The organism is Rhodococcus sp. LB1, assembly GCF_001583455.1.
GTDB classification, from domain to species: domain Bacteria; phylum Actinomycetota; class Actinomycetes; order Mycobacteriales; family Mycobacteriaceae; genus Rhodococcus_F; species Rhodococcus_F opacus.
Genome location: NZ_LTCZ01000106.1, coordinates 1 through 13,392 on the forward strand (window position 1 = coordinate 1; position 13,392 = coordinate 13,392).

Sequence of the window (13,392 nt, forward strand, 5' to 3'; positions counted from 1 at the left end):
ACGGTGGGCGCGGGGAACGGCGCGTTCGGCGGCTATTTCGGCATCTTCATCGCAGAAACGGCGGGTGTAGCGCATGACGCCGATTGGGACGCGTCCCTCGGCACCAGACTTCGTCGACGACTACGCCAGCACGCTGGCTCGACCAGGGACAGGTGCGCGATACCGCGGAGCTCCGGCGCGCTAGCTCAGTCGCCCAACGGAACGCGGGAAGCGAGACCCAAAAAAATTAAGACTACAACCTCTAGTATATGAAGTTATGTGGTGTTAGGTTGTGATCGCGCTCATAGTTGATGAAGGAGAGAGTGTCGATGAACGAAGTATTTGACGTAGTTGTCGTGGGGGCCGGATTCGCCGGCGTCACCGCCGCCCGAGACCTGACCGCGGAGGGGAAGTCGGTCGTCGTTCTCGAGGGACGCGATCGCATTGGCGGCCGTACCTACACCGACGACAAGATCGGGCGGGCGGTGGAACTCGGCGGCGCCTACGTGCACTGGACCCAGCCGAACCTGTGGCGGGAGATGCAGCGGCACGGTCTCGAACTGTCGACCCCCGTGCCGATCGACCGCGTTCACTGGCTCGCCGACGGCGCCCTGCACTCGGGCACCGAGGCGGAATTCGACGCCCTCGCCGGCCCGGGCATGGAGCGGTTCGTCGAGGACGCCCGCGAGCATTTCCCGTATCCCCACGACGTCCACACCACGGACATCGGGGAGATCGATCTGGAGACCTTCACCGACCGGATGAAGCGACTCGATCTCGACCCGGCCGAACGCGACATGCTCGACGGCATCCTCTCCTACACGGTGGCCGCCCCCGACCAGCAGGCGGTATCGCAGATTCTCCGGTGGGCCGCACTGTATTTCGGTGACTGGCGCGTTCTGTGGGAATCGGGTGCCTACTGGCGCATCGCGACCGGAACCAAGAGCCTGATCGAAGCGATTGCCGCCGAATCCTCCGCCGATATCCGGCTGTCGACTCCGGTGTCGGCCATCGCGAACGACGGCGACGGAGTGCTCGTCACCACCCGGGCGGGGGAGACGTTCCGCGCCAAGTCCGTCATCGTGACCGTCCCGGTCAATGCCCTCAACACGATCGACTTCTCGCCCGCGTTGAGCGAGGGCAGCCAGCGCCTCGCCGACGAGGGGCATCCGATGCGCAACCGCAAGATGTGGGTCCGGGCCAAGGGCGAGATCGAAGCGTTCACCGCCTACGCCCCGCTCGGGGCCAACCCCATCACCATCGCCATGACCGAATACCGCCTCGACGGTGACACCTTGATCGTGTGCTTCTGTCCCGACGCCACTGCGATCGACCCCGACGACAAGGACGCGGTCCAGGACGCATTGCGCGCGTACGTGCCCGACCTCGAGGTCGTGGACACCGACGGGCACGACTGGGCAGACGACGAATTCTCGCAGGGCACCTGGATGATGATGCGTCCCGGACAGCTGTCATCGGCAGTCCCGGACATCCAGAAGCCGCACGGCCACGTCTACTTCGCCGGCAGCGACATCGCACCCTCGTTCGTCGGGTGGATCGAGGGTGCTCTCGAAAGCGGCGCCCTCGCCGCCCGGAACGTGGTCCGCGATCAGAAGGCCGCCCCGCAGTCCTGAGAGCCCGACCCGGCTTTTCCGGCGAATCGGCAGCCAGTGCGCCGGAAGTCCGGACGGCGGGCTCGTCGATCGCCGGGTGCCAACCCGGCCGCAGCAGCGACGGCACGTAAGGATCGCCGCGGCCGTCAATCCAGGCGTGGGCATTGGCCCCGAACGGGCCGGCCACCGATCACCCCCATACCCCACACTCGACCACTATTTTCCCGGGTTGGCCGTGCGTGAACACGGCCCACCCGGGGGCACAGAAGGGAATCCCCGTGCGCCCCGGCTTGCACAATTTCGTCAAGGACATGGATAAGGCATGGGCGGCCGAGCGGCCCCATGAGGCTATCGCCGCGCATTTCGCGGAAGACGGTGTCCTGCACGACATGACCTCACCTGGCCCGGCCACCGGCCGAGCGGCGATCGCCGAAGCGATGAGCGCCTTCGCGAACGCCTTTTCCTCGATGGAGTTCCACAGTTCCGTCGTCGCCGACGATGGTGAGACGGCCACCGTCGAATGGACCGTGACCGGAGTCCATACCGGGAACCTCGACGGTATCGCACCGACCGGCAACCGCATCGAGGTACGCGGTGTCAACCTGCTCAAATGCAACCCCGCAGGACAGTTGCTCGAAGAGCGCTCGTACTGGGACTCGGGGACGCTGCTGCGTCAGCTCGGAGTCTTCGACAACTGATCAGAAGGTAAACACAGCGGCGCCCGGGGACCTCTCAGGGCGCCGTTGCTGTACGCACCGCCGCGCCCCCACGTTCGCCGGCGGCACCACTCCCGCAACTCACACTCGAACGCCCACTCCCCACCCCTTCACCATGGAGACCCCAATGATGATGACACGCCTCATTGCGGTGACCGCCTTTGCCATTACGGCAGCGGTCGCCACCACCAGCACCGCCAGTGCCGCCCCGGAACAGGCCGACCCCCACCATGCATCAGCGCTGGAAACGGAGATCCTTCCCGGTATCCACTACACCGCGAGCATCGTCGACAAGTCCGTCGTCCTGACCACCGACGGCGGCTCGCTGACCACCCAGGGCAACCAGTTCCAGGTACTCGATGCCGCCGGGAATCTGGTGGCCGGGTTCCCGCTGACCTACTCACGGGATGGGAAAGAATGGCCGATCGCCGCCCAGATCGACGGCAGGAGCGCCACCCTCACTCCCAGCACTGAACCCGCCACCGCCACGCCGCTGAAGGATGCAGCGCTCCCACTGCAGCTGACCGCATTGGACGTGCGGTCCCCGGAATTCAGCGCTGCCATCATCAACTTCGGTACCGAAGTTGCGCTCGGCGTCGGGATGGGCAGTTTGATCGGCACGGCGATCGGTGCCGGGATCGGATGCATTGCCGGAGGAGCGCTCGTCGGATCCGCGGTCGCCGTCCCGACAATCGGTACCCTCGCGGTTCCCGGTTTCCTCGGCGGATGCCTGGTCACCGGAGCTGCGGCTGGGGCGATCGGAGCGGTCGCCGGAACCGTCATCGTGGGTGGGCCCGTCGCCGTTGCGAGCGCACTCCAGTTCTATGACGCGATCAACGCTCCCGCCGCCGAACCCGTCCCCGCCGCCGAACCGCTGGCGGGCTGACACCCGGACAACACGGCGCGTTGTTCGGCCGTTATTCGGGCCCGGGCGGGGCGGGCCCGAATACCGGACCGGGGGTTCGTACGACGAGTGCCGCGAGGAGCGCAGCGCGGCTGCGCTCGCTCCCGGGCACTAGGCGGGGTGCCCGACGAGCGTCATCACGCGGTCGACCAGGGCGTCATCGCGCGCCGCATTGGCGATGACCAGTGTCTGTAGGCGGGGGGCGTCGGCGGCAAGAGGCCGGTAGGTAATCCCTGGAACAGTCCCGTCGCGGATCTCTTGTGGGACTAGACACACGCAGTTCGCGGACGCGACCAAACCGAGCATTCCCATCAGGCTGTCTGCTCGCCCGCCGTCTCTCGGCTCGAAACCGCCAGCACGGCAACCCAAGTAGATCAACCGGGTCAGTTCGGGCAGCGCGGTCGCGGATGGCAGCGCGAAATCCTGATGCTGTAAGTCGGCCAGGGCGATGCGGTCGCGGGATGCGAGGTCATGCTCGGCAGGCAGTGCGCATACCAGAGGTTCGTCGTGCAGGAACCGGATATCGAGATGCTCGGGGTCGGACAGTGGAGCGCGCACCATGGCGAAGTCCAGCCGACGGCTGCGTACCATGTCGGCGAGTTCGGCGGAGGTGCGTTGGTAGAGGTGGATGCGCAGCCCGGGCAGGTTGTCGTGGACCATGCTGATCAGACGCGGGACCGAGACGTAGGAGGCGCCGCTGATGAATCCGAGGCGGAGGGTTCCCTCCGCTCCTTGCGCGATCCGCCTGGCACGCTCGGCAGCCGAACTCTGTGCGTCCAGGAGGTGTCGTGCATCGAGAGCAAATGCTTTCCCGGCGGGGGTGAGTTGCACCTGGCGGGTGCTTCGTTCCAGCAGCGGAACCCCGATGGTCTTCTCGAGGCGTTTGATCGCCTGAGTGAGGGGCGGCTGACTCATGGACAGGCGCTCGGCGGCGCGGGTGAAGTGACGCTCTTCGGCGACCACGACGAACTGCTCCAGCAGCCGCCGCGAAAAATCCATATCTTCCATCATATGAATTCTGCCCCAATTAGTATTGGATATCGACAGGCTTTGAGGTTTTCATTGTGGTGTGAAGCATGACAACCCCGTTTCGATCGGTTCGAGAACATCCATCCCCCCTGGTGGGCGGGAAGTATCCCCCCATCCCGGTGCGGCAGGCGGCCCCCTGGAAGGGCTCCGCGTGATCGAACTGGCCACGGTGATCATGGGCCCCTACGCCGGTCAGCAGTTCGGTGACCTCGGTGCGGATGTGATCAAGGTCGAGGCTCCCGGCGGCGATCCCACCCGACAGTTCGAACCGAAACGTCATTCGGGGATGGGCGGGCCGACCCTCAATCTCAACCGCAACAAGCGAAGTGTCACACTCGATCTCAAGAATGCCTCCGATCGGGATTCGCTGCTCGCGTTGCTCGAGACCGCGGATGTCTTCATCACCAATGTCCGTCCCGGCGCCCTCGAGCGACTCTCGCTCGGCTGGGAGGACGTGGCCGCGGTCAATCCACGTCTGGTGTACTCCACCGCACAAGGGTTTCGGTCCGACTCGGCGATGCGAGACAACGCCGCCTACGACGACATCATCCAGGCGGCCACCGGCCTGGTGTGGCTCAACGAGCAAGTCTCCGGCCAGCCGAACTACATCCCCTCGGTGGTGGCCGACAAGGTGTGCGGTCTGATGATGGTGCAATCGGTGCTCGCCGCATTGCACTACCGAGACCGCACCGGGCGCGGACAGCACATCGAAATCCCGATGGCGGACACCATGATCGCCTTCAATCTCGTCGAACACCTCGCCGGAGCAACCCTCGATCCGGCCGACGAAAGCGATTACGGATACCGGCGGGTACTCAGCCGCGAACGCAAGGCCTGCCGAACCGCCGACGGGTGGATGTGCATCCTGCCCTACAACGACGCGAACTGGCGGGACTTCTTCGAATTCGCCGGCGACCCCGCCGCGGCAACCGATCCCCGGTTCACCACCATGGCCGGCCGCGTCGCGAACTCCGATGTCCTGTACGCCAGAATGCGCACCCTGACAGCACAGTTCAGCACCGCCGAGTGGCAGCGCCTGTGCGACGACGCGAGCATTCCGGCGCATCCGGTCTACAGCCTCGCCGAGAGCGCGACCAGCCGCTACGCGCAGGACGGCGGTCTGCTGACCACGACCGAACACCCCACCGAGGGCCCCTACCAGCTGATCGGACACCCGGTCCGGTACTCCGAGACACCGGCCCAACTGCGCCGACACTGCCCGGCACAGGGACAGCACACCGAGTCAATCCTCGACGACCTCGACCATCGGCAGCGGAGCCGGGCATGACCACAGTCACTCGACCCCCGACCTATCGCATCACTCTGAATGGAGACGCACTGTCATGACCTTCTCCGGAGGTGACCTCGTCGTCACCATCGACAACCACATCGGGCGCATCACCCTCAACCGGCCCGAGAAGAAAAACTCCTTCACCGTCGACATGCTCGCGGACTGGGCGCACGCGCTGCGCGAGTTCCAGCGTGACGAGCGGGTGCGGGTAGTGGTAGTCCGCGGCACTGGTGAGGCCTTCTGCGCCGGAGCCGATCTCGCCGACATCGGCGAGATCGATCGCACACCGCTGACCAACCGGAAACTGATGACCGACACCGTCCACCAGGTGGCACGCGCGGTCGACGACCTGACCAAACCACTAATTGCCGGTGTGAGCGGCCCCGCCGTCGGCGCCGGGATGGATATGGCCCTGATGTGTGACTACCGGATCGCCTCAGCTGCCGCCCGGTTCTCCGAGGGATACATCCGCGTCGGCCTGGTACCCGGTGACGGCGGCTGCTTCTACCTCCCGCGGCTGATCGGCCGCCCCCGCGCACTGCGCCTGCTGTGGACCGGCGAATTCGTCACCGCCGAACAGGCCCTCGACTGGAATCTCGTCGACGAAGTCTGCGCCGCCGACGAGTTCGACACCCGACTCGAGGAGTTTGCCACCCAGATCGCCCGTCAGCCACCCGTGGCTGTCCAGATGATCAAGAACGCGGTACGCCAATCCGATACCGGCGATCTGCGGTCGGCACTCGATCTCATCGCCTCACACCAGGCGGTGGCGATGACCACTGCCGATTCGATCGAGGCGCTCGACGCCTTCACCACCCGACGAACCCCCGCCTTCGAGGGACGATGACAAGCCAGGACACGATGACTACACGAGAACAATCGCTGCGCGCGAAGGTGCGCGAACTGTGCGCCGACTGGGACTACGAACCCCGATGCGACGCCTGGGGCGGCGAGGCCGACCCCGCGTTCAGCCAGGAACTCGGGCGGCGCGGACTACTCGCGCTCACCTGGCCAAAGGACCTCGGCGGGGCCGCGGAATCGAACCTCACCCGACTCGCGGTCACCGAGGAACTACTCCGGGCCGGCGCGCCGGTTTCCTACCACTGGGCGGGCGAACGGCAGATCGGCCCCACCCTGATCCGCCACGGCAGCCGGGCGCTCCAGGATGAATTCTGTCCCCGCCTGGCCAGAGCCGAGATCAGCTTCGCACTCGGGATGAGCGAACCGGACGCCGGCTCCGACCTGGCCGCCGTCCGAACCACCGCCACCCGCACCGACGAGGGATGGGTCATCAACGGCCGCAAGGTCTGGACGAGCGGCGCCCACTTCGCCGACTACCTCTACGTCCTGGCCCGCACCTCCAAGAGCGAGGACCGGCACGCCGGTCTGAGTGAGTTCGTGGTCGACACCTCCGCGCCCGGGGTACACGTGCAACCGATCATCGGCATGGACGGAGGACACCACTTCAACGAAGTCGTCTTCGACGAGGTCCACGTGCCCGATCGGTGGCTGATCGGTACCGAGGGACACGGCTGGCAACAGGTCATCTCGCAGCTCGCCTTCGAACGCGGTGGCCCCGAACGGTTCCTGTCGATGTACCCGCTCCTGGGCGCGGTCCTCGACACCGGGGTGCTCGACGACACCGACCGCGCCGCACTTCGCGGGCTGACCGCACAGCTGACGGTGCTGCGTTCTCTTGCGCGGAACATCGCGGCCGACCTCGACGCCGGGCGCAGCCCGGTCGCGCAGGCTGCCACCAGCAAGTACCTCGGAAACCGGCTCGAGCTGGCCATGCTCGACTTCGTCCGCCCCCTGCTGAGCCGGTGCGATGGGCGCGTACGCGCAATGTTCGACGCGGCTGTGATCACCTCCCCGAAGTCGGGCCTGCGCGGCGGCGCCGCCCCCGTCATGCTGTCCATCGTCACGAAGGAAATGCAATGAGCACGACGATTCTCACCGACGAAGCCGCACAACTCGCGGCGACCGTCGCCGATGTGGTGACCACCTGGGCACTTCCGGTCGCAGGCGGCCTCGTCTCGGAGGCCGAACACTTCCACGCCCAGTGGAAGACCGCCGAGGAACTGGGATGGACCACGATCCTCGAAGACGTCGACTCCACCAGCTTCGAGGCGCTGGCCGAGGCGACCGATCTCATCGACGCCGCCGCCGCCGTCACCCGCGCCCTCGCCCACGCCGGCGCCGCCCTTCCCGTCCGCCAGACCCTGGTTGCGCGCGCCCTCGCCTCCGAGCCGATCGCCACCGGGCCGATCGTTGTCAGCGCGCACTCGTTCGGGGTCTGGGATCCGATCGCGACCGCCTTTGTCGGCGCCGACGGCACCACCGAGGACCGGGCGGCGCAGGGTTCGGTGGACCGCGACGTCGCTGCCCGCCCGCTGCACCGAACCGAGCCCCCGGAGGACCTCGGGGATCGACCCGACGGCGTGCTGGCCCAGTTCCTGCTCGTCCAGGAAATCGCGGGCGCAGCCCGCGGCGCGATCGAGCAGGCGCGGGCCTACGTTTCCAGCCGGGTCCAGTTCGGCCGGCCACTGATCAAGCTTCCCGCCGTGGCTCAGGAGCTGGGAAGGCTGACGATCGCGCAGCGGCAACTCGACGAGGCGATCGCCGAGTTCGCGCGGCGACTGCACACCGCAGCTCCCGATCGGATCCGCTTCGCTGCCACCGTAGCCCGAGCGCTAGCCTGTGATGTCGCCTCCGATGTCGCCACCCAGGCGCACCAACTGCACGGTGCCCTCGGATTGACCGCAGACGCCACGCTCCGGCAACACACCCTGCTGCTCTGGGCCGACCGGGACGAGGGTCTGCATCAGCGCAGCTGGGGCGTGCACACCCTCCCGAACCGCGAGGTCGACCTGTGGACGCTGAGCGAGCCGGAGCACACGCACCGGCTCTAGATGGCCGCCACACCCTTCCGCCCGGACCCTCTATCGGGCCAGGCAGGCCGAGCGAGCGGCACCCCGGGATCCCCGCGGGCCATCCCGAACAGGCGTGGAGGAGGTAGTGCGCCGGCGATCAGAAGGGTAGCGCACTCCGTCGATCCCGGGCCCAGGCGTGCGTGTTTCATTTGTTCACGCGCGCCTGGGCTTCGGGGGACCGGAACAAGGGGGCGAGAGACCCTGAAACACAGTGGCGCGCAGGCACACCCCCGCGCGCCCGACCGACTGAGTTCGGATTAACCGCCGGCGCTTGCCGCGGCGCGGGTAAATCCCAGAATTGCTTCCGCGCTGCTGGTCATGTGCTCGGCCATCAGGCGGCGCGCCCGCTCGCCGTCTCCGGCCTCGATCGCCGCGAAGATCTTGCGGTGCTGGTCATTGGAGGTATGCCGCGCCTGCGGGCCCACCCGGAACGCCCCCATCAATGGGGTCAACTCTGCCTGCACCTCCGTCTCCGCCCGCGCCAGCCGCTGCGACCGCGTGCAGGACGCGATGGTGACGTGAAAGGTTGCGTCACACTTGCGAAATTCCTCGAATACCTCTGCGGCGTCCATACGTTCGATCAGATCCCGCATCCCGGCAAGATCCTCGGCCGTCGCGCGTTCGGCGGCCAGGGCCGCACTCTCCCCGCCGATGGCGACTCGGTAATCGGTGAGGTCGGTGATGTACTCGTCGGTGATCGTCGCGATCCGCTTCTGCGCCTCGCGCTCGGGAACCGTCAGTGCCAGCTGTTTGACATAGGTGCCGCCCTGGCGACCGCGTCGGGTCTCGACATAGCCGGCTTCGCGCATCACCGCCAGCGCTTCGCGCAACGTCATCGCGGAAATCCCCAGCTGGTCGGCCAGTTCCGACTCGGAGGGAAGTCGCGATCCGACATCGAAGATGCCCAGGCCGATGGCATCGCCGAGCCGACGAACGGTCTGCGCGACCAGCCCCTCACCGCCGATCGGGGACAGGATGACACTGCGAACGAGCAGGGACGCCGGTGAGGGGGTCCGGGAATCGGACGCCGAGTCATTTGTATCCATTATCTTCACATCATATAGGTCTAGAGAAGGCAAAGTCGAGCACTTGCAACTCTAACATCTAATGTTAGAGTTAAAACATGAGTATCGAATCTGCCACCGACGGCAATCTGCTGAAGATCACCGACCCGGGTTTCTCTGCGATGGGCGAGGAGATCCGTGCTGCCAGGGAGCAAAACTGGTATGCCCGAACCACTTACGGTATCGCTGTCCTACGTCACGGTGAGGTGGGCGCTCTGCTGAAGGATCGCCGCCTCCGGCAGGGAAGCTGGTCGTGGCCCGCACAGAACGGCATCACCGACGGTGTGCTCTCGGACTGGTGGAAGAACTCCCTGGTCGGCATGGAGGGTGAGGATCATGCCCGCATCCGCAAGCTGGTCAACCCCGCGTTCTCCCACTCGGTCATCGCGACGATGACCGAGAGTTTCCGCGAACTCGCCCACGATGTCATCGACCAGTTCGCCGACTCCGGCGCATGCGAATTCATGACGGACTTCGCCGAACCGTACTCGTCTCGCGCCCTGTGCCGGCTGCTCGCCCTACCCGAAGGGGACTGGCGCGAGCTCACGCAGCTCTCGTCCGACATGGGGCTGGCCTTCGGCCCCGAGATCGCCGAGCAGCGAGCCACGATCGAAGCCGCAATCCTCGCGCTCTATGCCCGCGCCGACGAACTCGTCGCCCAGCGCCGCCGCCAGCCCACCGACGACTTCGTCTCGCAACTGGTTATCGCAACGGACGAGAACGGGGACCGGCTGAGCGATCAGGAACTTCGGGAGCTGATCACCAGCCTGATCTTCGGCGGCATGGACACCACCCGCAGTCAACTCGGACTGATGATGCAGGCCTTCGTCGAGCATCCCGATCAATGGGCGCTGCTCGCCGACCAGCCGGAACTTGCCGCCCAAGCTGTCGAGGAAGTCATTCGCTTCAACCCGACGATCCACTGGACCACCCGACTGGCCATCGAGGACTTCTCCTTCCAGGATGTCGACATCCCGGAGGGAACGGTGCTCCACCTCATGTCCTACTCCTCCGGCACCGACCCCCTCGCAGTCGGAGACGCAAGCTTCGACATCACGGCCAAGCGCGCCCCCCACTTCGGTTTCGGGGGAGGGCGGCATCACTGCCTCGGGCACTTCGTTGCCCGCCTCGACATCCGCGAAGCGCTGCAAGCCCTTTCGCAGCGCCTGGCCCAGCCGCGATTCTCCGCGCCGCCCAGTAATCGGCCGCCGACCGGGAACACCGGCCCGATCGAGCTTCCCGTGAGCTTCGTTCCGGCACGCCCGAACTGACGGCAGTGGTGACCGGCACGCCGTCTCGCGGGCAGGTGGCACGGCGGTGCCCTGCGCGGGCGAGGGCGCGTGGGAAACCTACCGCCCATACTTTTAACATAAAACTTCTTGTGTTAGCGGTATCACAGCAGTAGCGTTCTCGCTCATCGATCGGAGTGTGCGTCATCACACCCCGGTCAGTCACCCTCACCGAAGGAGCTCACATGACCGAGCGAGAATCCACCGTCCACAGAAATGGACGGAACTGTCTGAGGACGGCGTGCCTCGGCACGGCGACGAAGGCGGCGTGAAATGACCAACCCATCCACGCCCACAACCGGCGCCGACCTCACCGAGCAGGCGCATCTCGAGACGGGACGGTTGGGCAGGACCTCCCTGGTCTCACTGTCGCTGGCGTCCTTCTTCCCCGCAGTCGGCATCGCCTTGGTGCCCCTGCTCGTGTTCAGCACCGCCGGCACCAATGCATGGCAGGCATCACTACTGTCCACGATCGCCGTCATCTGCGTCGGGCGAGCAGTCACCGCCTTCGCCCGGCGATACGTCGCCACCGGATCGCTGTACTCCTACATCGGAGAGGTATTCGGCCCCTGGGCCCGATACCTGACCGCGGCCGCCCTACTCGCCGGTTTCATCGCCGCGATCGGAGCACTCGCCGCCGTCGTCGGGATCTTCGCCGGTAGCTTCCTGCTCTCACACGGGGTCGACAACGCCCTGTCCTTCGGGCCGCAACTGGCAATCTTCCTCGTCGCTCTCGCCCTCGCCGCCGCGATCGCCTACCGCGGTCTCGACACCTCGGTGTGGATCGCGGTGACCCTGGCCCTGTTGTCGTTCCCCCTCGTCCTGGTCATCACCATCGCCAGCGTCGCCAAGACCGGACTCGATCTCGCCGATCAGTTCAGCCTCAGCGAGTTCAGCCTCAGCGGAACGCTCCAGGGCATGGCCGTCGGAGCTGCCTTCCTGGTCGGCTTCGAATCCTGTACCGCACTCGCCGCGGAGACCCGCAACCCCCGCCGCAACGTGCCTCTCGCGGTCATGTCCGTCCCGGTTCTCCTCGGCGGCCTCTTTCCCCTGGTCACGATTCTCCAGGTCCCGGGGCTGCAGGCGGCGTCCGCCGAACTGGAGGCCGGAATGTCGGCTCCCGCGGCGCTGGCACTGCATGCCGGTCTCGGCTCCGGGGTCGCCACCGCCAGCGATCTGGTCCTCGCGGTCGCTACCTTCGCCGCACTGATCGGCTTCATCAACTATGGTGCGCGTTTCGCCATGACCCTCGCCGATGACGGTCTCCTGCCCGCTCCGCTGGGGAGGATCCATCCTCGCCACCACAGCCCCTTCGTCAGCATCGCGGTGATGTCCGTCGCCGGGTTCGTCCTCGTCGCCGCCCTGGTCTTTACCGCGGGAGATGTGGTGTCGGCGTACTACACCGTCGCTCCTCTAGTCGTGTACCTGTGGGTGCTCCCATACGTCCTGATCACCGTCGGCGCCATCGTCCTCACCGTGCGGGCGCATGAGTACCGGCCGTTGCTGATCGGCGCGTCCGTCTTCGGCGCAGTGGCGACAGCATGGATGTACATCAACGGGGTGATCAACCCACCACCAGCGCCGGCGAACGCCATGTCCTGGATCGTGCTGATCGTCCTCGCCGTCCTCCTCGCCGTTTTTGCGATCACCAAGCGCAGACAAGCGCCGAGCACCGCGGTGGAAGTCTCTCCGCAACCGGTCGCCCAGGTCGAGGAGGTCTGACGAGTTCGAATCTGAAAACCGTGGTGGCTGGAAGGACACATCCTTCCAGCCACTTCACCGCGCCCCAACCGTTGAACACAGCGGCCTCGACCACGCCCCGCGTGGCTCCCGACCGCGGAGCCCGCACAACGACACCTCCGAGAAAGAAACACCATGAACAAACACATTCCGTCGTGGCACGACGACGAGGTCAANNCGTGCGGTGTGGCTCGCGGCGGGCAAGTTGGGGTTGCTGTGCTGCTCGATCCCGGAGGAGTACGGCGGCGGTGGGGGCACGTTCGCACACGACCTCGCCGTGTTCGAGGCCCAGGGCTATGCCGGCGACCTGGCGCTCGGCATCTCGGTGCATTCGGGGATCGTGGCGCACTACCTCCTCGAGTACGGCACCGAGGAGCAGAAGAAGACCTGGCTGCCGGGGATGGCGACCGGGGAGATCCTCGGTGCCATCGGCATGACCGAGCCCGGCGCCGGATCGGACCTCAAGGCGATCAAGACCACCGCCGTCCGGGACGGCGACGAGTACGTCGTCAACGGGTCGAAGACGTTCATCACCAACGGCGCGTCCGCCGACATGATCGTGCTGGCGGTCAAGACCGATCCGAAGGCCGGCGCCAAGGGGGTGGCGCTGCTGATCGTCGATCTGCGGGACTGCCCCGGGTTCGCTGTCGGGCGGGTCCTGGACAAGGTCGGTCAGCACGGCGCCGACACGTCGGAGTTGTCGTTCACCGACGTGCGGGTGCCGGTGTCGAACCTGCTCGGTGAGGAGGGGCAGGGTTTCGGGCAGCTGATGGCGCAGCTGGTGCAGGAACGGCTGATCATCGGAGCGCAGGCGTCCGGTGCGATGACTCGTGC

Annotated in this window: 11 protein-coding genes and 1 pseudogene; 10 read left to right on the top strand and 2 right to left on the bottom strand. The window is 66.3% G+C overall.

What is annotated here, in order from left to right; genetic code table 11:
- Positions 1 to 308 precede the first annotated feature (308 nt).
- The 3 genes from AZG88_RS17160 to AZG88_RS17170 all read left to right on the top strand — a co-directional run bounded on the left by AZG88_RS17160 (position 309) and on the right by AZG88_RS17170 (position 3,194).
- Positions 309 to 1,613 carry a flavin monoamine oxidase family protein gene (locus tag AZG88_RS17160; protein ID WP_061698357.1) on the top strand — a complete coding sequence of 435 codons (1,305 nt, stop codon included), beginning with the start codon at positions 309 to 311 and terminating at the stop codon, positions 1,611 to 1,613.
- Positions 1,614 to 1,903: 290 nt separating this feature from the next.
- A complete protein-coding gene (locus AZG88_RS17165; protein WP_156517516.1) occupies positions 1,904 to 2,290 on the top strand; it encodes an ester cyclase in 387 nt (128 codons plus the stop codon).
- A 145-nt stretch (positions 2,291 to 2,435) separates the two neighbouring features.
- Positions 2,436 to 3,194 carry a hypothetical protein gene (locus AZG88_RS17170; RefSeq protein ID WP_061698359.1) on the top strand — a complete coding sequence of 253 codons (759 nt, stop codon included), beginning with the start codon at positions 2,436 to 2,438 and terminating at the stop codon, positions 3,192 to 3,194.
- A gap of 129 nt (positions 3,195 to 3,323) precedes the next feature.
- Here AZG88_RS17170 and AZG88_RS17175 read toward each other — a convergent pair whose 3' ends face one another.
- The gene (locus tag AZG88_RS17175; protein WP_061698360.1) at positions 3,324 to 4,211 is read right to left on the bottom strand and encodes a LysR substrate-binding domain-containing protein; all 888 of its coding nucleotides are present in this window, start codon (positions 4,209 to 4,211) and stop codon (positions 3,324 to 3,326) included.
- 70 nt (positions 4,212 to 4,281) lie between these two features.
- On the opposite strand from AZG88_RS17175, the gene AZG88_RS17180 reads away from it, so the two are divergent.
- Genes AZG88_RS17180 through AZG88_RS55020 form a run of 4 tightly spaced genes read left to right on the top strand, consistent with a single transcriptional unit; the run spans position 4,282 to position 8,444 of the window.
- On the top strand, positions 4,282 to 5,529 hold the full coding sequence (locus tag AZG88_RS17180) for a CaiB/BaiF CoA transferase family protein (RefSeq protein WP_269455042.1): 1,248 nt from the start codon (positions 4,282 to 4,284) through the stop codon (positions 5,527 to 5,529).
- Between the two features lie 55 nt (positions 5,530 to 5,584).
- On the top strand, positions 5,585 to 6,379 hold the full coding sequence (locus AZG88_RS17185) for an enoyl-CoA hydratase/isomerase family protein (RefSeq protein ID WP_061698361.1): 795 nt from the start codon (positions 5,585 to 5,587) through the stop codon (positions 6,377 to 6,379).
- A gap of 14 nt (positions 6,380 to 6,393) precedes the next feature.
- Positions 6,394 to 7,473: an acyl-CoA dehydrogenase family protein gene (locus tag AZG88_RS17190; protein ID WP_061698367.1), complete on the top strand. Its 1,080-nt coding sequence runs from the start codon at positions 6,394 to 6,396 to the stop codon at positions 7,471 to 7,473.
- Positions 7,470 to 8,444: an acyl-CoA dehydrogenase family protein gene (locus AZG88_RS55020; RefSeq protein WP_061698362.1), complete on the top strand. Its 975-nt coding sequence runs from the start codon at positions 7,470 to 7,472 to the stop codon at positions 8,442 to 8,444. Before AZG88_RS17190 ends, AZG88_RS55020 begins: the two co-directional genes overlap by 4 nt.
- A 278-nt stretch (positions 8,445 to 8,722) precedes the next feature.
- Here the strand turns inward: AZG88_RS55020 and AZG88_RS17200 are convergent, their stop codons facing one another.
- On the bottom strand, positions 8,723 to 9,511 hold the full coding sequence (locus AZG88_RS17200) for a FadR/GntR family transcriptional regulator (RefSeq protein ID WP_061698363.1): 789 nt from the start codon (positions 9,509 to 9,511) through the stop codon (positions 8,723 to 8,725).
- A gap of 77 nt (positions 9,512 to 9,588) precedes the next feature.
- Between AZG88_RS17200 and AZG88_RS17205 the strand changes: the two genes are divergently transcribed.
- The 3 genes and pseudogenes from AZG88_RS17205 to AZG88_RS17215 form a co-directional block, all read left to right on the top strand.
- A complete protein-coding gene (locus tag AZG88_RS17205; protein ID WP_061698364.1) occupies positions 9,589 to 10,800 on the top strand; it encodes a cytochrome P450 in 1,212 nt (403 codons plus the stop codon).
- 291 nt (positions 10,801 to 11,091) lie between these two features.
- Entirely contained in the window at positions 11,092 to 12,540 is a 1,449-nt protein-coding gene (locus AZG88_RS17210) for an APC family permease (RefSeq protein ID WP_061698365.1), read from the top strand.
- Positions 12,541 to 12,693: 153 nt separating this feature from the next.
- A pseudogene (locus tag AZG88_RS17215) lies at positions 12,694 to 13,392 on the top strand (acyl-CoA dehydrogenase family protein); the annotation flags it as partial.

Excerpts from the sequence above, each read along its gene's own strand:
- AZG88_RS17165 (WP_156517516.1), top strand. The coding sequence starts at position 1,904 with ATGGATAAGGCATGGGCGGCCGAGCGGCCCCATGAGGCTATCGCCGCG.
- AZG88_RS17170 (WP_061698359.1), top strand. The coding sequence starts at position 2,436 with ATGATGATGACACGCCTCATTGCGGTGACCGCCTTTGCCATTACGGCA.
- AZG88_RS55020 (WP_061698362.1), top strand. The coding sequence starts at position 7,470 with ATGAGCACGACGATTCTCACCGACGAAGCCGCACAACTCGCGGCGACC.
- AZG88_RS17200 (WP_061698363.1), bottom strand. The coding sequence starts at position 9,511 with ATGGATACAAATGACTCGGCGTCCGATTCCCGGACCCCCTCACCGGCG.
- AZG88_RS17190 (WP_061698367.1), top strand. The coding sequence starts at position 6,394 with ATGACTACACGAGAACAATCGCTGCGCGCGAAGGTGCGCGAACTGTGC.
- AZG88_RS17205 (WP_061698364.1), top strand. The coding sequence starts at position 9,589 with ATGAGTATCGAATCTGCCACCGACGGCAATCTGCTGAAGATCACCGAC.
- AZG88_RS17160 (WP_061698357.1), top strand. The coding sequence starts at position 309 with ATGAACGAAGTATTTGACGTAGTTGTCGTGGGGGCCGGATTCGCCGGC.
- AZG88_RS17185 (WP_061698361.1), top strand. The coding sequence starts at position 5,585 with ATGACCTTCTCCGGAGGTGACCTCGTCGTCACCATCGACAACCACATC.
- AZG88_RS17175 (WP_061698360.1), bottom strand. The coding sequence starts at position 4,211 with ATGGATTTTTCGCGGCGGCTGCTGGAGCAGTTCGTCGTGGTCGCCGAA.
- AZG88_RS17210 (WP_061698365.1), top strand. The coding sequence starts at position 11,092 with ATGACCAACCCATCCACGCCCACAACCGGCGCCGACCTCACCGAGCAG.